Here is an 18,955-nt window from a genome sequence, read left to right on the forward strand (position 1 = left end):
AAATAAAAAAGAATCCCACGGGATTCTTTTTTTTACTTTATTTTCCTATTAAAAAATAATCATTTCGTATTTTCATTTTTTACCAACGCGTGTTATATTTGGTAGCATAAAATATTTTGTGTAAATACATCTGTCTTATGAATAGGGGAAATATAGGAGATTTTTAAGTTTGCGACTAAACAAATTAAGAGAGGAGTACCTCCCTTGATGAATGAAGGTGTACTACAGATGAACTTATATAAGCAGCTAGGAAAAAGTATCACAATTTCTTTCGCGTGAGTAGGAAGACATAGCGAATAATCGATATAAAATATGGAGAAATGTAAGCTTTATCTGTTCCTTGTAATCGAAACGGAGCCTTCCAAACGCAATCATTCGCTCCATATCATCGTAGAAATGGATGGCTAGTATTCGTATGTATCAAAGGGAAATAAGTATATATAGAACGCATTTTAAAACTTTATTATTCTCCTACAACTGTAAGTAACATGATAATTTTGTAAACAAAAAGATTGAAGTCAACTTGTATTTTAATAAAAACCTTTTTAGTAGGTGTAATATGATGAAAAGATATGAGGAGTTTGACTCTCTAAGAGGATTAGCAGCACTTCTTGTAATGATCGGGCATCATATGATGCTATTGCCTGCGTACGAAAATTATCGATATGAGTTAAATAGTCCCTTCATAGTTTATTTATTCAAGGAAACTCCTTTACGTCTTTTTTTTAGTAGCGGCAACGAATCTGTTATTCTCTTTTTTGTATTGAGTGGTTTTGTTTTGTATTTATCTATTCATAATGAGAAATTTCATTATGATACATACATAATAAAACGGATTTGCCGAATTTATATACCATATGTAGTAGCAATCAGCGTTGCTATTATTACTAAAATGCTTTTTATTCGTAATGATATGCCATATATTAGTGATTGGTTTAGTAAATCATGGACCACTACAGATACGCTAACTTTATTATTACAACATTTTGTTTTTATCGGTGAGTATAACACGGACGCATATAACAATGTTATATGGTCTCTTGTTCATGAAATGAGAATTTCGCTTGTATTTCCATTTCTGACTTTCTTTTTTATACGCAAAAGGCTCAGATATTCCTTATTGTGGTTTATTGTTTTAAGTTTTTCTTCGACTATAGGTTTGTATTTCTTTGATCCTAGTGGAAGCATAACTAGTGTTTTTTTAAGTTTTCACTACATCACTCTTTTTTTTCTGGGAGCTCTATTAGCCAAGTATCGTTCTTTGATTTTTCATTACGCCTTCAATATGAAAAAAGTGGTGAAAGTTGCATTGCTACTGATTGCGATTATTTGTTTTATGTATGAAGGAATGATTGGTGAAGTAGATTTTTTGAACAATTATATATTGAGGGACTACGTTGTCTCATTTGGGGTTTGTATAGTAATGATTATGAGTGTCGCTTCATGGACATTTAGTGCGTTATTAAGAAGAAAAGTATTTGTTTTTCTTGGAAAGATTTCTTATAGCCTTTATTTATATCATCTTATTTCTTTATTCTCAGTTATGCATTTATTTTATGATAAACTACCTACCATATTAATAGTGTTTCTTTCCTTTTCTCTTTCTTTTTTACTATCTTCATTGGGGTATCTATTTATTGAAAAACCTTGCATAAACCTTGGGCGGCATTTAACTAGGGAAGGTGAAGAAAAATATAGTCGTTCTTTATAAGATTCTTCAGTAAAATGTTTCTTATGTTTATCCCGCTATTTTTGGGCAGTAATACCACCTCAAAATTCAGCGAAAGTATTGCACAGTTCCAGTGGCTTCGCTTCTTCCTGTGAGGTAAAAAACACCTCTACGTCAGAAGTTCTATCCCCCTCACATTCTGGACGAGCTACTTTAAGAAGTTAGGTAGGGGGATGAACTGCCTGTAAAAGCTCGATTGGTCGTGCTAATAATCAGTGGGGGATGAAGAAAACTCCCACTGATTCAAGTTTCACCTTATTGCACGCCACTTTCTAAAATCGAGAATTTCTTTTTCTCACAATCTATTTCTGCCACCACGCCATAAGGTAAAATAAACTTAGGTTCGGTATGACCAAAGTTTAAGTTATAAAGAATCGGTAAATCTTCTAAACCATATTCTTTCATAACTGTTACAATTTCATGTTTATATTCTTCATAATATTTCTCGTCTTTCGGTTTGCCGAAAATGATTCCATTTGTGTTTTGTAAAATGCCTTGCGCCGCATAATTTCGTAACCAATATCTGATATAAGTTGGATCTGGTTTGTCTTCAGATGTTTCAAAGAACAGAATGATGTTTTCCCAATATTTTTTCTCAGGCCAAAGCTCTGTTCCTTTTGCGAACTCCAGTACCTCTATACAACCTCCGATTAAACGGCCTTGTACGATACCCGAGCCTTGAAGTAGTTCATATCCAGTATTTTGCTGCATGGTACGTCGTTTATTTTTGTTCGATTCAATCCATAGTAATCGTTCACTCGTCCATTCTGTAGCCGGCTCAATTTCACCAATCATTTCATTTGAAAAGAGCGTTCGATTTACCATTTCAATTGTATATGGATGCATTTCGACGTTCTCAGCAAAATCAGTCAAAATAGCTGGACCGTAAAAAGAAGAAATACCAGCTTTATGACAAAATAAATGTGGAATAGTCACATCAGAGTACCCCATAAAAACTTTTGGATTTTCACGTATGACATCAAAATCAATATAAGGAAGTAAGCGAATGCTATCTTGTCCGCCAATATTCGCAAAGATCCCTTTAATGCTTTTATCTTGAAATGCTGTCATGATATCTATCGCACGGGCCTCTGGATTCTCATAAATATAATCAGAGCCTTTCAAACTATTTGGCATAGGCACAACCACAAGACCAAACACTTCTTCTAATCTTTTTACCCCTTGTTCATAACGCCATCTTAGTTCAGGATCGCCTGCGCCTCCCCAAGAAGGACTAATTGTTGCAACGCGATCACCTGGTTGTAATCTTTCTGGTTTTCTTAACACCGTAACTCCCACCCTTATATCATTCGATTCACTATATGATTCGCATAGCTGGAAAATATAGCATATGACTTTTTTCTACATCATCAAGAAATTCCCTGCCATTCTGCTATAGAGGGGAATTCAATTGTTTGTCTTTTTTCCTATTTTTCACCTGGATTGTGGAACGGAAAAATATTATGTAATTCAAGTAACAGTCGCCCTGTCCGTTCTACATTCATTGGATTTCCGTTATGTGGTGAACATTCTTCTAGTCTCCAAGAGGGTAGCTCTTCTCCTTCATTTGGTAAATCATAATCTCCGCCGCCTGCATCTGATAGACGATATAAAATTTCATTCATAGCGGACCTAGCTATCCAGTACGCAAATAATCCAATCTTTTCAGGTGGGATGCCTGCTTGCACCATTTCTTTTATAATCAAGTTGTTTGTATCGGGTGTTGCTTGTTCATTCGCACGCTGAATCGAGTTTTGAACCCAGCTTTCATGATTATATAAATACATATCCAATATTTCTTGGAATGGCCTTAAAAAACGAAAGCTGGCAAGAATAGCTTCTTTACCTTCTATCTCATCTTTAGCCCAATGTTCAGGGTACTGTACACCGAATTCCTTTAATATTTCGGTTACATTTTCTTTCGTTGGTTCTTTTTTAAAGTCCTCTAAAAGGGGGATTAAATTATCTTTCATATAATCCATATGTTTTCTCCTTTGTCTGTATTTTCTGGTAATGCTGCATTCATTATAATATTTAAAATTAAGATTCGGTTAAAAGAGTAACAGTAATTCCTGTAAAAACTTTTGCAAATACTTGGCTGCCAAGGGAACGAGTTATCCCGCTATTTTAGGACAGTAACATTCCCACCTCAAAATTCAGCGAAAGCGATGTCTAGCTCTAGCGGCTAGAATCTCCGGTCGTTTCGCCCCCTCGGACGAGGCAAAAAGCGCCTCTCTGCCCTTGGCTTCAACGTCCTGTGATTCTGAGCGAGCCGCTTCCGCTTTTCTAAAGAAGTTAGGTGGGAGATGAACTGTCCGTAAAAGCCCGATTGGTGAGGGCTAATAATCAGTGGGGGATGGAGAAAATCCCCACTGATTCAAGTTTCACTTTATTGTTAGCTTCGTGACAATAGGGTACTACTAAATAAGAAGAAACAGCTTGTTTACATACGAATGTTAGAGTGGGGATGCCGAAAACAACCTATGGAGGGACAACAATGACTAATTTTCGGAAAAAGATGATGGGGCCAACATTAGCGGGAACGATAGTGCTAGGTTTATTAGGTGCAGGAAGCATGATGAATGATAACGAGGTAAAAGCTGAGGTGAAAAAAGCAAGGCAGCAACCCAAAAACGTAATTATGATGGTTATGGATGGGACAAGCTCTTCAGCAACAACATTGGCCCGATGGTATAAAGGTGCACCTCTTGCGCTAGATCAAATTGTATCAGGAGGGGTTCGTACTTATTCGGCGGAATCAGCTATTACGGAATCAGCGCCGGCAGCAACAGCTTTAGCGACAGGAAATAAATCAAATTCGAGCTATGTGGGCGTATTACCTTCTGTTGTGAATTCACCTGGCTTAGAACCAATCAAAGAAGAAGAAAGGTTTCGTCCAGTTGCCAACGTCTTAGAAGGCGCAGAACGTTCAGGCCGCGCAACAGGAATTATTGCTACATCAGAAATTCAGCATGCCACTCCGGCTGCTTTCTCTGCTCATCATGCGAACCGCAAAGATTTTGAAGTACTTGGTGAACAACAGGTTTATCAAAATATGGAAATTGTATTAGGCGGAGGAAAGGCAGCGCTGCAACCTGTGAGAAACAATGGAATCCGTAAAGACAACGAAGATTTAATAAAAGTGATCCAAGACAAAGGGTACGACTTTGTGGAAACGAAGGATGCCTTATTAAACTCTAAATCCGATAAAATTTGGGGCTCTTTCTCAAATACTGCACTTGCGTTTGATATGGATCGTGAAGCAACCAATCCCAAGCAGCCAACACTTTCCCAGATGACGGGGAAAGCAATTCAAACATTATCAAAAGATAAAGATGGATTCTTCTTATTTGTAGAAGGCAGTAAGCCCGATTGGGCAGCGCATGTCAATGACCCAATCGGGATGATTAGCGATATATTAGCATTTGATGCTGCAGTTGCAGAAGCGTTAAAGTTTGCAAAAAAAGATGGGAACACGATGGTCATTGCTGTAACGGACCATGGTAACAGTGGTATTTCCATCGGTAACAAAAATACCACAAAAGGATATGATACCACACCGGTATCTGCCTACATTGCTCCACTGAAAAAGGCAAAAATGACACTTGAAGGTGCTACAAATAAACTAAAAGATGATTTATCTAATGTAAAAGAGATAGCTGCACTTTATGGTTTAGGAGATTTAACTCATGATGAAAAAGCAAAGTTAAAAGCTGCACAAAAGAAAACGGATGTAGGTCCAATACTTACTAAGTTATTGGCCAACCGTGCGAACATTGGTTTTACAACGGGGGGGCATACGGGTGAAGATGTATTCTTATACTCTTACGGCCTTGGGAAGCCATATGGTTTCGTCCAAAATACAGATATTGCGAAGGTAATGGCCGAAGCAATGGGCTTTCACTTAGAAGAGTTAACAAACAAATTATTTTTAGATGCTGAATCAGCCTTTAAACAAATTGGTGCAACTGTAAAAATCGATAAAACAGATGTAGTAAACCCGGTGCTCGTAGTAAAACACAATAAAGGGAAAGCTCAATTGTTTGTTAATAAGAATATAATCCGTATCGATGGAAGAGCTTATGAGTTAGGAAGTATCGTTGTAGAGAGTAATGGGAAATTTTATATACCTGAAAAGGCAGTTCATCTATTTACAAAGCATTCTCGGTGAATTCTTTATAAATAGAATTAGCCGGGGGAGGAAACAACCTCACCCCGGCTTTTATTGTGGCTTTATTTCGGTAATGTGAATTTCACTTGTTTCCCTTTTGAAATATCTTTTGCGTCTTTATTTCTCATAGGTCCTAATTCGATCTCGAAGCTTTTGTCTTTCCAAATCTTTTCATACTGCTCCTGATCTAAGGTGAAAACCTGTAATAACTCGCCAGATGTTCCGGCTTTAATCAAATCATTATATTTATAATTCAGCAACATGCCTTCGCTTAGCGTATACTGCGCACCATCATTCACTCTTAGTGTAGAACTTAATGAAGACAACCCAATATCTTCAGGCTCTTTGTTATCGAGTTTAAATTTGACTGTCATTAAAACAATGCCATTTTTGAAATTTTTAAATCGAGGAGCTTCAACGGAATTTGGCGTAAATTTAGTGAATTGGTATCCCTCTAATGTAACATTGGTATTACCTAATTGTTCACTTTTATTAATGTTTGATTTCTCACTTAGCATTGTTTTCTCGCCCATGTTATCAACAGTTACTTTATCTTGATAAAAAGCTTTATCTGCTGTAGTCTTTTCACTACCTTGTTGATTTAAACTTAACGCAAATTTCCCCGGACTTCCGATTGGAGCATCAAATTTTCCTTTATTAGCCTGCGCTTCAGGAACCATTACTGATACCGTTGATAGCCCTAAAATTTTTGTTAAATCATCTTTACTAAATGGGTAAGCAACATAACCAGAAACGCTTTTCCCTGCTTCTACTAAATAATTATTCTTTGGAGACAATTTCTCAGTTAATTGTTCTTCTGCTGGAATTAAATCTTTATAGTTACTGTAATCCTTTGTAGCGCCTGTAAATGTTATGTTTAAAGTTGGCATATAATAAGCATCTTTATTTGAACCGTTCTTTACAGTATAGTGTGCAAGAATAACCCCACCATTTGTCTGCCTGTTAAAAGGAATATCAAAATTGGTATGAAAATCATTCAATTCAACTAATGTGTAGTTATCAAGTGACACGGAAACATCTTGTAATTTATGTAATTGCGGTTCCTTGTTTTCATAAAGAACTTTCGTTTTACCTTGTGTTTCTTTCTCCATATAGGAGATAAGCTTTGAATAATCACTTGCGTTAGCTGCCGTATCCTTCGTGTTTGTATCTTTAGATTCTTTCTCTTTTGATGTATCCGTTTTTTCTTCTTTCTTTTCTTTTTGTGTATCTTTTTTCTCTTCTTTATTTTCTTTTGTCACATTCTCTTTTTGTTCATTATTTGCTTTATCACTTTGACCACAGCCAGTTATCATAAGGGCTGCAACCATCATGACAGAAAATAAAGACATTAATTTTTTTGACATTTTTCTTCCCCCTGTTTTTTCCCTTTTAAACGTTTAATCTAGGCAATCAAATAATTGAATGTAACCCTTCCTAATCGCTTCTATGTTTTATTATAGAAAAAAGATTTACCGTTTACCAGCTTTTTCTATTTCTCTATAATGTTTAAAGAAAAATGATGTATGAGGTCCAGTTGTAATTCCCAAATCTCAATAAAAGCGGAACTGAAATGAAAGGACATAATGTAGAAAGAGAAATTAACAATTTAGGCAGTTAATTTTGGGAATAAGTTTGATGCAAAAAGGCAATATACAAAAAGCTTCTCGTGTATTTTATATATCATCCTACTATTCTAGTTTCATTTATAAACATTTGGTATAATTATACTGATATTATTAAATTTTTATATATTAAGATTTGAACGTAAAAACTTATTGCTCATGAAAGAAGAGAGGTACAAAATGATGAGTACGAAAAAAACAGTAGCGATATCCACACTAGCTTTAGCGATGATAACAGGAGCTGATACCATTAATGCTCAAGTTCCTGATACCATCAAAATACATGATTCTATCAAGCAACATGCAGAAGAGAAGTTATCCGAATTAAAGCAAGCGAAACAACAAGCAGAAGAGAGAGTATCTGAATTAAAACAGACGCAGCAAAATGTGGAAGAGAAAGTATCTGAAGCGAAACAACAAGCAGAAGAGAGAGTATCTGAGTTAAAACAGGCGAAGCAAGATGCAGAAGAGAAGGTATCTGAATTAAAACAGTCGAGGCAACATGTAGAAGAGAGAGTATCTGAATTAAAACAGACGAAGCAAGATGCAGAAGAGAAGGTATCTGAATTAAAACAGTCCGGGCAACATGTGGAAGAGAGAGTATCTGAATTAAAGCAGGTCAAACAAAACGCAGAAGAGAAATTAACTGAATTAAAACAGTCGGGGCAAAATGCAGAAGAGAAGTTATCTGAATTAAAGCAGTCGGGGCAAAATGCAGAAGAGAAATTAACTGAATTAAAACAGTCGGGGCAAAATGCAGAAGAGAAATTATCTGAGTTAAAACAGATTAAGCAAAATATAGAAAATAAATTAACTGAATTAGCACATACGAAGCAAACGATAGAAGAAAAAATATCTGAGTTAAAACAGATCAAGCAAACGATAGAAAATAAATTGATTGAATTAACAGGTACGAAGCAAAATGTAGAAAAGAAAGTAACTGAATTGAGACAGACGCAGCAAAATATAGAAAATAAATTAATTGAATTAACAGGTACGAAGCAAAATGTAGAAAAGAAAGTAACTGAATTGAAACAGACGAAGCAAAATGTAGAAAAGAAAGTATCTGAATTAGAACAGACTAACAAGGCTCTTCAAATGAAAAACGATAACAGGGAACTTCCTAACGCTGGAGGTACAGAATTCAATACAATGCCTCTAGGGGTGTTATCAATCTTAGGTGGAATGATATTAATCGTACGAAATAGAATGAAAAAGGCATTTGATTGATTATTACGAAACACCCGAAGAACTCATATTCCTATTTAAACACACACCGATCCCACCAAGATTTGATGGAGAAATTCATTATAATAAAACGGGAAAAGGAATCCGTACAAATTCAAACCGTTTTATGATAATAGCTAATAATGCTTAATCCTTGTTACATGAACAGGGGATTTAGGAAAAGCCGTTCTCCATCATTTATAGGAGAACGGCTTTTTTTGCGTGGTACCTGTGATTAGGATTTCACTAAACGAATTTATACATAAGAATATCATCTACATATTCATTATCATTCATTTTAAATTCTTTCATTTTACGGCCTTCCTCAATGAACCCCATCTTTTTGTACAAAGATATTGCGCTATGATTTGTTGAGAAAACTCCTAAACTTACTTTCTCGATGAAAGGATTTTTCTCTGCCCAGTCTAATAAAGCTTGGAGTAGCATTTTTCCAATTCCTCTTCCTCTGTAATTTTTACTAATCATTATTCCAAAGGAACCTGTATGAGACAATCGCTTTTTATTCTCGTTCATAAATACAATCCAACCAACAACTTCACCAGCTTTTTCAGCTACAATTAATGTTTCTCTTTCATTCTCCAATACGCTTTGCACCCATTCTCTTTGCTCGGATGATGTTTTTTTAAACTCTTCTGGTAATGAAATAAGAAAGTGACCTTCGGAAACAATTGATTTCTGTATGTCTAAAGTTGCTTCTGCATCTTCTATTTTTCCAGTACGAATCATGTAACTAGCAGTATCTTTTGAAATTAGCAAGGATATTCCTCCCTTATAAAATATTTTGATAATATTCTATCTTCCCTTCATAATCTCCTACCTAAACGAAAAAGCTTCATTCTTTTTAGAAGGAAGTTTTCAGTTATTGTCGTATCTATTAAGTTGTCGCTAGGGTATCAGAAACTTTGGCGATGGAAAAGGTTAGACATTTATTTGTATAGAGGAGTGGAAAGTCTATGATTCATAAAGTCGGTCAAATTATGTTGTATGTAAATAACCAAGATGAGGCAGTGAGTTTTTGGACAGAAAAAGTAGGATTTCGTGTAGTTTCTGAAGAAGATAACGGTCAAGGAATGCGATGGATTGAAATTGCTCCGGCAAAGGGTGCAGAAACAAGCATTATTTTGCACAATAAGGAATTCGTTGCGAAAATGTCACCGGGATTAAATCTTGGTGCACCTTCTTTAATGTTTTTCACGGAAAATCTCGATGCATTCCGTGGCGACCTAGTAAATAAAAATATCACAGTCGGAGAAATTGTAAATATGCCTTCCGGTAGAGTGTTTAACTTTGCGGATCATGAAGAGAATTACTTTGCTGTGATGGAGAAAAAATAAGTGATCAGGAACAGAGGTTAAAAAGGAATTCGAATGTTTCATAGAAGATAATTTGAATGAAATATTAATTTTCTCAATACAAATTATGTTGAAGTGTAGTAGAATGTAATTGGATGAGAATCCAAATGCAATTATATTATTAAAATTAAAGTGGTTATCAAGTCGGGGAAAAAGCACTCATAAGAGTGCTTTTTCTCTTTATATCATATGAAAATAAGCATCTTGAAATGAATACTTTAAAGCTAAGTATTCTCCGTACTTAGCTAATCCGACGAGTCCCCACCATCGAATGAATCATTATGGCTTGCTGAATCTGAGCCATGGCTGTCATTTCCTAAATCATGATCGATATTTGAATCTTCATGGGCACTTTTCATAGCTGCAACAACAAAAGATGTTGTCATTACCGCATTCATCCACTCTGCTTCAGCATCTTTGGTAGTGATTTCTGAATCTTTATATTGCCCTGTGTCTTTTGCCGGAGAATGTACTTTTCGTTCTTTTTCAATAGAACGACGATGATTCGTTTTCTTCCTAGAAAGCTTCATGAATACTGATAAAATTAAACATATGATGGATATGATGATGATAAACAAAATGGAGTATAAAGCTAAATTCACTATATCTGTCATATTTATACCTTCTTTCCTATCTTAAGTGATCATTCATGTTCTAAACAAAATATCATCTTAAATATTTCGATATCTATGTCATCACCGCTTATTTACTATGTAAAGTTAAACAATAACAAAAAATTCGTCACGATGAAACACCAAATATATAAACAAACAGGAATGAAATCGATTTTGAACATAATACAAAAAGCCTCAGATGTATTTATAGGTCCACATTTGAGGCTAATCCTATCTACTAATGAAGTCGATGTCTTTAGACAAATCGTTCATTTTGTCCGTTTACTATAAAACGCTTTCATCTTACTATAGTTAGTGAGAATATGCTTTCAAATATATCATAATTCAGAAGGGCATGTGTCATGTCAGTTAGGTGGAAGTGTGGATACGAATAGGCATATAAAGAATGTAACAAAACGTGTAGAGGAGAAATAAGAAATGAAAAAAATTATAAATCAACCTGAAACTCTCGTTATGGAGATGTGCAATGGAATGGTTATGGCTCATCCAGAACTGGAGTTGCTAAAGAAGTACAAGGTAATTAAGAAGAAAGAAATGAACGAAAATAAGGTCACTTTAATTAGTGGTGGCGGTAGTGGACACGAACCAGCGCATGCGGGGTTAGTCGGAAAAGGAATGCTAGATGCGGCAGTATGCGGAGATGTGTTTGCGTCTCCTTCACAAATTCAAGTATATCAAGCGATTAAAGCAACAGCTAGCAAAAAAGGTACGCTTCTTATTATTAAGAATTACAGTGGAGATATCATGAATTTTAAAAATGGTGCTCACTTAGCTACTGAAGACGGCATTCAAGTTGAATATGTCCGTGTAGATGATGATATCGCAGTAGAAGATAGTCTGTATACAGTAGGGCGCCGCGGCGTTGCGGGGGTTTTGTTAGTACACAAAATAGCTGGTGCCGCAGCGGAAGAAGGTATGGATTTAATGCAGGTGAAAGCTGTAGCAGAAAAAGCAGCGGCGAATGTTCGTACAATTGGTCTCGCATTAACTTCTTGTACGGTTCCTGCCAGTGGATCGCCTACTTTTAAACTGGGTGAAGATGAGATGGAATATGGTGTTGGTATTCATGGAGAGCCAGGTAGAAAACGTGAAAAAATTGCGACTGCAGACGAACTAGCTTTACGCATGACAAATGACCTTGTGAAGGATTTAGGGCTAGAAGACGATACTGAAATTGCTGTTTTAGTAAATGGTTTCGGCGGTACACCGCTTCAAGAACTGTATCTATTTAACAATGCCGTTACGAGAGAGTTAAGTAAAAGAAATATAAGAATTAATAGAACGTTTGTCGGCAATTACATGACAAGTATTGATATGGCTGGGGTTTCTCTAACTGTAATGAAACTAGATGATGAGCTGAAAACATTACTATCGAAAGAATGTAATACACCTGCGTTTAAGGTAGATGGGCCAATTGAGAGTGTGGAATACATTGATATTAACAGCGATGTAGAAGAGAAGCCAGTTTTCTTTGAGATGGAAACAGCGGAAGAACACGCTATTATCAAGGATGAGGTACTTACATTAAATAATATGGTTTATCTTGTAGATAAAATGAGCGAGGTTATTATTAAGAACGAAGTACCATTCTGCGAATTAGATACGCATGCAGGCGATGGTGACTTTGGAATGAGTGTCGCGAAAGGATTTAAACAATTAAAGCGTGAATGGAGCTCGATTTTAGATCAAGAATATTTAAATATTGGGATTTTCCTTGATGCGTGCTCTATGGTGATTATGGAACATTGCGGAGGAGCTTCTGGTCCCATTTGGGGCGGGGCTTTCCGTGCTGCAGGTAAGGCGATTGAAGGAAAAGTGGAATTAACAGTTGCAGAGTTTGCCGAAATGCTGGAGGCTGCACTTAAAGGGATACAGTCTATTGGTGAGCGATCTTTCGGAAGGGGAGCAGAGGTAGGAGATAAAACGCTTGTGGATGCGCTTGTACCTTGTGTAAACGCTTGGTCAGAAAGTGCTGCAGCTGGTACAGACTTTAAGACTGCTTTTGAAAAAGGAGCAGAGGCTGCTGTTAAAGGAGCAGAATATACAAAAGAAATCGTTGCTCGAATGGGCCGCGCTGGTACGGTTGGTGAAAGAAGCTTAGGTTATCCAGATGCAGGTGCTTATGCACTAGGGGTTATCTTTACAGAGCTTTCTCGTAGTTTAAAATAATGGTAGTTTGGTGTTTCTGGATACTGGAAATTCCGCGGTGTGTAGATGAATAGAGGGAAATGAGAAAGAAGCAACGTTCAATACACGTTGCTTCTTTTTCACTTTTTTTGCATGCAAGAGCAAAAGGTGTTTCGCCGTGGTATTTAATTTTCAAATTCGCTCCAGGTGCGGGAGTACAAAATTGGATGCCTAATTGGGAAAATAATGATCCTATAAATCAAGTATGAAAAGCTCTTGGTAAACAAGCTTCATATAAACAATTTGGCAATAGAATAGGCATAAACTTTTATAATTTAGAAATAATATCAGGGTCCGTAGTAATTACTAAATGAAAGAGGAGAGATCAATATGCCTACTAATAAATCAAATAATCCAAAAGAAAGCTTAGCACTTCAAAAAAATAAAAATATGGATGGATTGATTAATGCGGAAGATGCAAGTGAAGAGATTCAAGCTGCAATAGAGCCAAAGGTAAGTATGCAAGAAGGAGATAGAGTTTCAATATATTGGGGTGATGAATGGAATATAGAAGAAGGAGAAAAGAGAAAAAAATAATATAACATGTTTTTTAAATAAGGATCAAGGGTGAAAAAAGCTAATTTCAAACAACAAGAAAAGGTTTATTCAGTGGCTTTTCTTGTTGTTATTCTAAAGATCTCGCTTTTTATCCCGCATGAACTGTCTGTAAAAGTACGATTGGTGAGGGCTAATAATCAGTGGGGATGAAGAAGACCCCTACTGATTAAAGTTTCACTTTATATATTGTATTTAAATAAAATGTCGAATTTGTAAGAAATTTGAGATTTTTTGTTGATTTATATTATTTTTCATGTTAAACTCATAACAACAAAGAAAGAGTAAACAAAAACCCTTAGCGAATAAATTTTCTGAATTTTTAGTCTTATCGATCAGTTTACTCCATTTGATTTACATGTTTGAGTATTGTTTTTCCACTCTTTCTTTGTTATACCCTATAAAAGAAAGCAACTTGTTTTTATCCAAGTTGTTTTCTTTACAAAAGTTACTATAGTTTACAGGGGGGGATTTTCAACAGCTAATAGATTGGACATTTCATGTAGAGTTTACATTACAATGGCGTGGAGCCAGAAAGGGGCGAAAACCAAGAAATTTGAATGTCAGTTTTTTAATTTTAGAAAAGGAAGAATAGAAATATAGTGGACATACAATTAAAATAAGGGAATGCAGTATAGATCAGTCTATAGGCATTCCCTTTCTAATATCCTGCAATATAAAAGTTATCCCAAATTTCCACTTATGTTTTCAGGTGAAACGAATCCCCAATGATATTTGTAATGACTCCCTTTTTCCGCATATGTATTCGCTCCTAATCTGTTGACGTTTTATAGTTTTTCTTGATGATATCTCGCATGTCTCTGACAAAGAATAGAAGGAACATTATACCTATGATACCACTAATCCAAAAATATGTATTTCCGGCTGTGAATTTATTATAGAAGGTATAGGCATTCCAAATAATAAGGATTACTGAACATATAGTAGAGATTACTAATGAACCTAAACTTCTCATAATTGTCACCTCGATTCAAAATGTTATAATTTTTATATAATTATACATTTAAATAAAAGAATTTATAAGGAGATCAGGTTACATTAGTTAGGATAATTGTTAGAAAAATATGCTTAACGTTGTAAAAGCGCAGAATCCTGACGCTCCCATGCCCATCAACTTAAGAATTTAGAATTACCCCAAACGAAAAAATATGTATCATAACATATATGTTTTTTACCTGTATTTATGAATAACTTTAGATACTTACATAATAAGCATCCAAATAGGATGCTTTTATTATGAGCTAAACATGCACTTACAACTGAGTTTATTTTAATGCGTAAAGACGGTACTACAGCTGGTTTATGGAAACTAGGAAGATTCTTTGTCTTCGCCCATCCTCTTTAGAGTTGTCGCTTTGGTGAGAGCTTTTTGTTCATTTCAATAAAAGGATATTTATGGTTTTTGTTGAATGAATAGATTGGGAGAGGTGGAGAAATTATGCAATATGGAGAAATGTTGAAAGAATTAGCGGTAGGGGGAATATATATCGAAAAACAAATTTCTAATTTGTTATGCAATAATAGAAAAGAATTAACTATTTTATGCGATTCTGTAACAGAATTCGGTGAATCTGAAACAGAAAGATTTCAAGTGATAGGTAAATATGAAATGTATGTTCATAAAAATCAAGGTTACTCTTATCATGCACCATCAAAAAAGACAATGGTTTATGTTATAGAAAGGATTTAAAAGCATCCAAAACGGGTGTTTTTTTCTTTGTTATATAGAAATTATACATTAAACTAGTAAAACATTGAATGAGACGGGCATATATTAAAATTATGACACAATGCATTCATTTTTTATAATCGTATTGGGGGAGCACATTGTAGTGCTCTTTTTTATTGAACCAAATGGACATTTGAAGAGATAGTACTTACACTTCCTTCTCTTAAAATATCCTTAAATGTATCTAAATTTAAGGGTATAAAAAAATAAAATGGTATAATTTTCTAAAACAGACTAAATAAAGTTAATTTTAGAAAAGGGGTAGAGGAAAAATGTTTCAGAAATTTAAATTTTATATAATCAGCATTGTGGTCAGCTCGATATTAGGGGGAATTATCTTAGGTGCTAATTTCTTGTTCCAAAACATATACGGATTAATTGCAGGTAAAGGATTTTATTTTAATATGTGGCCTTCTGTTATTATATTTTGCATAGTGTTTATTTCTAGTTTTGCATATATGTTGAGGCAGGGACCAGATATACTTATTAATGATTAATTCTATAGTTACTTCGTTAGGCGCTACCGAGATCGGTTTAGCGTCTTATTTTTTGTTAAGGGGTGATAAAAAGGTAACAAAACAAACGAACACAATGAACGAAAATAGAGATAGTTAACAAATGTCTGTTTTTATAGTTTATAGGTGGGGATAAATATACTTTCAGTTTGTATGTATAAATTATTGTTGAATATAGATATATGTTTCTCTTTAAGAATGCTCATTCTTCTCGATTGATCTATGCATATATTTTTTATAATTTATTATCATATCGATGTTGATTTTATGTGAAATGAAAGATTGGGATTTTTTAGGAATAAAAAATACAATTAATTGTTTTGTTTAATAAATTCACATAATTCTCAAAATTTAAATCTTTGATTGTTAATATTTGTTATATAATGAAATTGTCAAATCAGTCATTAAATAGTGTCCTTTATGTTTCTGTTGAAACAGTTTGATTGTCCCGTGTATTAACCTTTTAAGTTACAACGCACATGCGTATATATGATTTTCGGTCTATCCATGAATGTATATAAATAGCTAAAAGAATGATAAAGGATTAAAATTATTTTACTTTTGTTTATTGATTCTTGTAAAAGAATCAATAAACAAAATATCATAACATAAAAAAAGAATTGCAAGCCACGTATTCTCTGAATATAATGAATATAAAATGTAACTGAATCTTTCGAAAACAAAGATGGGTGCTTTGTGAAGGTAAATTGTATAGAAAAAACATACATTTAATAGATGGATTGTTAAATTTATTTATATTTAAATACATATATTTAAATTCTGAAAATTGATTTTTCGAATTAGTTTTTAATAGTATAGAATAATATTTACGCCCGTACATTTAGTTAAGTAAGTAGTGCTTTTAACAAATATTGTAAATCTAATTAAACGATAAAGATTATAAGAAAATATTAAATTATAACACAAGCATTATTTATACCTATAAATATCTGAAAAATCAAACTAATATTCTTTTACAGCAAATACAATCAGCATGTAAGGTTTTTCCTAAAAATTTGATGAATGGTGGGAATGAAATGAAACGCAGGATATTAACAAAATGGTTTGGAATTATAAGTTTAATCATTATACTGCTAGGGGTTTCTATTCCGCAAGCAGCAGCCGAGGTAATACATCAAGAAAAGTTTCAAATGAACTGGAATTATATTAAATTCAAAGGTAATAAAGTAAAGATAAAGTCAGACTTACTAAGAACGTCATCAAAAGATGTTGCATATTGTTTATCACCTGATCTGGATTCACCTAATGGAGATGATCTTTCTGAAATTGGAAAAGAAAGTGATTTAGTATATCGTGTCTTACTTTATGGATACCCTCAAAAAACGCCGGCTGAATTAGGGGTTTCTACAAAAGAGGAAGCCTACTATGCAACTCAACTAGCTATCTGGATTGTATCTAAAAAAATTGAATTTGCCGATTCAAAGCCAGAAAACCAACAGGTATATAACCTTGTAAAACATTTGGTAGAAAAGGCTTCTAAAGGTACTGAAGTTCAGGAAATATATTTGAACGTAATACCTACTGGAAAACAAACTGTAGAGCAAAATGGGGAATTTTTTGAAACAAATTTATATACAGTTCAATCAAATTCATTATCTGGAGTATACTCAGTTCAAATGGAGGGCGCACCAGAAGGAGTTAAAATTATAAATGAGCAAGGTGAAAAAAAGAATGAATTCTCTATAGAGGAAAAATTTAAAGTGATGATTCCCAAAAACGCAACAAGTGGAAATTTCAAGATAAGAGTAAATGCAAAATTGCAGAGCTTACAAGCAGTTACCTTTGATGGCCAAAAAAGGGTTCAGAATACAACAGCTTTATTACCAAGAATGAGTGAAAAAAGCAGTACAGATATAGTAGTAAGATGGGGGTTTTTAGGGTCGTTAAAAATTATGAAGGTAGGAGAAAATAGAGAAGCTTTAAAAGGGGCAGTGTTTGAGGTTGTAAGTGAACATGGGGATTTTAGACAAGAAATCACTACAACTGAGAATGGGATTGCTACATTAAATAAACTTCCTACTGGTACATATGTTGTAAAAGAAATTCAGGCTCCAGAGGGTTATGTACTTGATCCTACAATAAAAAAAATGGAAGTAAAAACTGGCGAGATAGCAGAAATAGAAATAAAGAATCAAAAAATAACAAGTGGCCTGGAAATTAAAGAAGTGCATGCTACATATGGAAGTACTAAACAATCTTATGATATACAAAGTAAAGAGCACACAATGGAAAGTGATATTGCAAGTAAGGAAAAGCATCACCTGCCATCAACAGGAACGAAGTTTCCAACTGTCCCGTTTGTAGGACTAGGATTTGTTATTTTAGGAATCTATATATTGAAAATAGGGAAAAATCATAGTTAAAAACTATAAACAATAAGGATTTTGTTACCAATGCTTAAAGTTAAATATGTTAAGAAATGTTTTGTGAAAAAATGTAGATTATAACAATACCTATAAATGAAAACGCTTGCAATAAATGTAATTATGAAAAAACTATATGATATACCTAAGGGCATACAAGAAATAGTCTAAAATCTTACTCAAATAATAAGAAGAAAAAGGGTTCTAGTACAAATATATGAAGAAGAGTACAGATAGGAGTAGCGCCCCATCGCTATCAAGCTAACAAAATAAAATACCCCCTAAAATGAAAAAATTCGCTATTCTTTCTGTAGAATCATAGGAAAGGATGGCGTTTTTGTATGTCTATTTCTGTATTGAATAAATAATGCTACGCAGATTATTGCTATAAATAATAGTATTAAAATATTTCTTTTTTTTTGATTTATACATTTTTTTCTCTTGAAAAGTTTTATAATTAATAATAATAAGTTATTTTTTTAAAGGAGAAAATTATGGAAAGCCTATCAAGCCAATTTATGATGATGGGATCAAAATATTAGAAATAGGAATGAATCATCAAATTTTTAGTGAAAAGGAAGAATATATAATATGGTTTTAGGAGTTTCGTATTTTGATATTTTTTGCATTGTAATTATTGTCTCATTTTTTTTCACTTTTTGGAGATTGAATGTCTGGTATAACAAGAAATATAATGTTCCTAAGGTTTTTCAATGGTTTCCGAGAAGATGGGGAAAAAGAAAAGTTTCAGAGCATTTATCGCAACTAAATAAAAAGTTAGAAGCTGAAGGAAAAGGTATTTGG

At 34.1% G+C, this 18,955-nt stretch carries 17 protein-coding genes and 2 pseudogenes; 13 read left to right on the forward strand and 6 right to left on the reverse strand.

The window, feature by feature from the left end:
* Positions 1–293: 293 nt before the first annotated feature.
* Together CN288_RS30145 and CN288_RS00810 are read left to right on the forward strand one after the other, a co-directional pair.
* Positions 294–491: pseudogene (locus CN288_RS30145) on the forward strand (transposase); the annotation flags it as partial.
* Between the two features lie 68 nt (positions 492–559).
* Positions 560–1,711 carry an acyltransferase family protein gene (locus CN288_RS00810; protein WP_098301704.1) on the forward strand — a complete coding sequence of 384 codons (1,152 nt, stop codon included), beginning with the start codon at positions 560–562 and terminating at the stop codon, positions 1,709–1,711.
* A 273-nt stretch (positions 1,712–1,984) separates the two neighbouring features.
* On the opposite strand, the gene CN288_RS00815 is transcribed toward CN288_RS00810, so the two are convergent.
* Both CN288_RS00815 and CN288_RS00820 read right to left on the reverse strand, forming a co-directional pair.
* Positions 1,985–3,016, reverse strand: coding sequence for a S66 family peptidase (locus CN288_RS00815; RefSeq protein WP_098301705.1), 1,032 nt, complete (start codon positions 3,014–3,016; stop codon positions 1,985–1,987).
* A 140-nt stretch (positions 3,017–3,156) separates the two neighbouring features.
* Positions 3,157–3,711 (reverse strand): hypothetical protein, encoded by a 555-nt coding sequence (locus CN288_RS00820; RefSeq protein ID WP_098301706.1) that lies wholly within the window; start codon positions 3,709–3,711, stop codon positions 3,157–3,159.
* Positions 3,712–4,226: 515 nt separating this feature from the next.
* Here CN288_RS00820 and CN288_RS00825 point away from each other — a divergent pair.
* Positions 4,227–5,900 carry an alkaline phosphatase gene (locus CN288_RS00825; RefSeq protein ID WP_098301707.1) on the forward strand — a complete coding sequence of 558 codons (1,674 nt, stop codon included), beginning with the start codon at positions 4,227–4,229 and terminating at the stop codon, positions 5,898–5,900.
* A 62-nt stretch (positions 5,901–5,962) separates the two neighbouring features.
* Here the strand turns inward: CN288_RS00825 and CN288_RS00830 are convergent, their stop codons facing one another.
* Positions 5,963–7,267 (reverse strand): DUF5068 domain-containing protein, encoded by a 1,305-nt coding sequence (locus tag CN288_RS00830; RefSeq protein ID WP_098301708.1) that lies wholly within the window; start codon positions 7,265–7,267, stop codon positions 5,963–5,965.
* A 438-nt stretch (positions 7,268–7,705) separates the two neighbouring features.
* On the opposite strand from CN288_RS00830, the gene CN288_RS00835 reads away from it, so the two are divergent.
* Both CN288_RS00835 and CN288_RS00840 read left to right on the forward strand, forming a co-directional pair.
* Positions 7,706–8,755 carry a cell wall anchor protein gene (locus CN288_RS00835; RefSeq protein ID WP_098301709.1) on the forward strand — a complete coding sequence of 350 codons (1,050 nt, stop codon included), beginning with the start codon at positions 7,706–7,708 and terminating at the stop codon, positions 8,753–8,755.
* Positions 8,754–8,903: pseudogene (locus tag CN288_RS00840) on the forward strand (SAM-dependent methyltransferase); the annotation flags it as partial. The gene CN288_RS00835 and the pseudogene CN288_RS00840, both read left to right, overlap by 2 nt.
* Before the next feature lie 95 nt (positions 8,904–8,998).
* Here CN288_RS00840 and CN288_RS00845 read toward each other — a convergent pair.
* On the reverse strand, positions 8,999–9,529 hold the full coding sequence (locus CN288_RS00845) for a GNAT family N-acetyltransferase (RefSeq protein WP_098301710.1): 531 nt from the start codon (positions 9,527–9,529) through the stop codon (positions 8,999–9,001).
* A gap of 197 nt (positions 9,530–9,726) precedes the next feature.
* Between CN288_RS00845 and CN288_RS00850 the strand changes: the two genes are divergently transcribed.
* The gene (locus tag CN288_RS00850) at positions 9,727–10,107 is read left to right on the forward strand and encodes a VOC family protein (protein WP_098301711.1); all 381 of its coding nucleotides are present in this window, start codon (positions 9,727–9,729) and stop codon (positions 10,105–10,107) included.
* A gap of 263 nt (positions 10,108–10,370) precedes the next feature.
* Here CN288_RS00850 and CN288_RS00855 read toward each other — a convergent pair whose 3' ends face one another.
* Entirely contained in the window at positions 10,371–10,739 is a 369-nt protein-coding gene (locus CN288_RS00855; RefSeq protein WP_098301712.1) for a hypothetical protein, read from the reverse strand.
* Positions 10,740–11,177: 438 nt separating this feature from the next.
* On the opposite strand from CN288_RS00855, the gene dhaK reads away from it, so the two are divergent.
* The 3 genes from dhaK (at position 11,178) to CN288_RS00865 (ending at position 13,484) form a co-directional block, all read left to right on the forward strand.
* Positions 11,178–12,929 (forward strand): dihydroxyacetone kinase subunit DhaK, encoded by a 1,752-nt coding sequence (gene dhaK / locus CN288_RS00860; protein WP_098301713.1) that lies wholly within the window; start codon positions 11,178–11,180, stop codon positions 12,927–12,929.
* Between the two features lie 59 nt (positions 12,930–12,988).
* On the forward strand, positions 12,989–13,156 hold the full coding sequence (locus CN288_RS28570) for a hypothetical protein (RefSeq protein ID WP_176527639.1): 168 nt from the start codon (positions 12,989–12,991) through the stop codon (positions 13,154–13,156).
* A gap of 121 nt (positions 13,157–13,277) precedes the next feature.
* Positions 13,278–13,484, forward strand: a complete 207-nt coding sequence (locus CN288_RS00865) for a hypothetical protein (protein WP_090691538.1) — start codon at positions 13,278–13,280, stop codon at positions 13,482–13,484.
* A gap of 790 nt (positions 13,485–14,274) precedes the next feature.
* On the opposite strand, the gene CN288_RS29355 is transcribed toward CN288_RS00865, so the two are convergent.
* Positions 14,275–14,478: a hypothetical protein gene (locus CN288_RS29355; protein WP_081810959.1), complete on the reverse strand. Its 204-nt coding sequence runs from the start codon at positions 14,476–14,478 to the stop codon at positions 14,275–14,277.
* Positions 14,479–14,961: 483 nt separating this feature from the next.
* On the opposite strand from CN288_RS29355, the gene CN288_RS00875 reads away from it, so the two are divergent.
* The 4 genes from CN288_RS00875 to CN288_RS00890 all read left to right on the forward strand — a co-directional run.
* Positions 14,962–15,213 carry a hypothetical protein gene (locus tag CN288_RS00875; RefSeq protein WP_098301714.1) on the forward strand — a complete coding sequence of 84 codons (252 nt, stop codon included), beginning with the start codon at positions 14,962–14,964 and terminating at the stop codon, positions 15,211–15,213.
* Between the two features lie 311 nt (positions 15,214–15,524).
* The gene (locus tag CN288_RS00880) at positions 15,525–15,749 is read left to right on the forward strand and encodes a hypothetical protein (protein WP_026590622.1); all 225 of its coding nucleotides are present in this window, start codon (positions 15,525–15,527) and stop codon (positions 15,747–15,749) included.
* Positions 15,750–16,804: 1,055 nt separating this feature from the next.
* Positions 16,805–18,151, forward strand: a complete 1,347-nt coding sequence (locus CN288_RS00885; protein WP_098301715.1) for a SpaA isopeptide-forming pilin-related protein — start codon at positions 16,805–16,807, stop codon at positions 18,149–18,151.
* A gap of 591 nt (positions 18,152–18,742) precedes the next feature.
* The coding region (locus CN288_RS00890; RefSeq protein WP_098301716.1) for a hypothetical protein at positions 18,743–18,955 on the forward strand (213 nt) is incomplete at its 3' end.

Origin of the sequence: Bacillus sp. AFS023182 (assembly GCF_002560575.1) — a bacterium.
In the GTDB taxonomy this organism is placed as follows: domain Bacteria; phylum Bacillota; class Bacilli; order Bacillales; family Bacillaceae_G; genus Bacillus_A; species Bacillus_A arachidis.

What these genes read in the sequence shown, in the direction of transcription:
- CN288_RS00810 (WP_098301704.1), top strand. Translation starts at nt 560, where the DNA reads ATGATGAAAAGATATGAGGAGTTTGACTCTCTAAGAGGATTAGCAGCA.
- CN288_RS00820 (WP_098301706.1), bottom strand. Translation starts at nt 3,711, where the DNA reads ATGGATTATATGAAAGATAATTTAATCCCCCTTTTAGAGGACTTTAAA.
- CN288_RS00825 (WP_098301707.1), top strand. Translation starts at nt 4,227, where the DNA reads ATGACTAATTTTCGGAAAAAGATGATGGGGCCAACATTAGCGGGAACG.
- CN288_RS00830 (WP_098301708.1), bottom strand. Translation starts at nt 7,267, where the DNA reads ATGTCAAAAAAATTAATGTCTTTATTTTCTGTCATGATGGTTGCAGCC.
- CN288_RS00835 (WP_098301709.1), top strand. Translation starts at nt 7,706, where the DNA reads ATGATGAGTACGAAAAAAACAGTAGCGATATCCACACTAGCTTTAGCG.
- CN288_RS00850 (WP_098301711.1), top strand. Translation starts at nt 9,727, where the DNA reads ATGATTCATAAAGTCGGTCAAATTATGTTGTATGTAAATAACCAAGAT.
- CN288_RS00855 (WP_098301712.1), bottom strand. Translation starts at nt 10,739, where the DNA reads ATGACAGATATAGTGAATTTAGCTTTATACTCCATTTTGTTTATCATC.
- dhaK (WP_098301713.1), top strand. Translation starts at nt 11,178, where the DNA reads ATGAAAAAAATTATAAATCAACCTGAAACTCTCGTTATGGAGATGTGC.
- CN288_RS28570 (WP_176527639.1), top strand. Translation starts at nt 12,989, where the DNA reads ATGAGAAAGAAGCAACGTTCAATACACGTTGCTTCTTTTTCACTTTTT.
- CN288_RS00865 (WP_090691538.1), top strand. Translation starts at nt 13,278, where the DNA reads ATGCCTACTAATAAATCAAATAATCCAAAAGAAAGCTTAGCACTTCAA.
- CN288_RS29355 (WP_081810959.1), bottom strand. Translation starts at nt 14,478, where the DNA reads ATGAGAAGTTTAGGTTCATTAGTAATCTCTACTATATGTTCAGTAATC.
- CN288_RS00875 (WP_098301714.1), top strand. Translation starts at nt 14,962, where the DNA reads ATGCAATATGGAGAAATGTTGAAAGAATTAGCGGTAGGGGGAATATAT.
- CN288_RS00880 (WP_026590622.1), top strand. Translation starts at nt 15,525, where the DNA reads ATGTTTCAGAAATTTAAATTTTATATAATCAGCATTGTGGTCAGCTCG.
- CN288_RS00885 (WP_098301715.1), top strand. Translation starts at nt 16,805, where the DNA reads ATGAAACGCAGGATATTAACAAAATGGTTTGGAATTATAAGTTTAATC.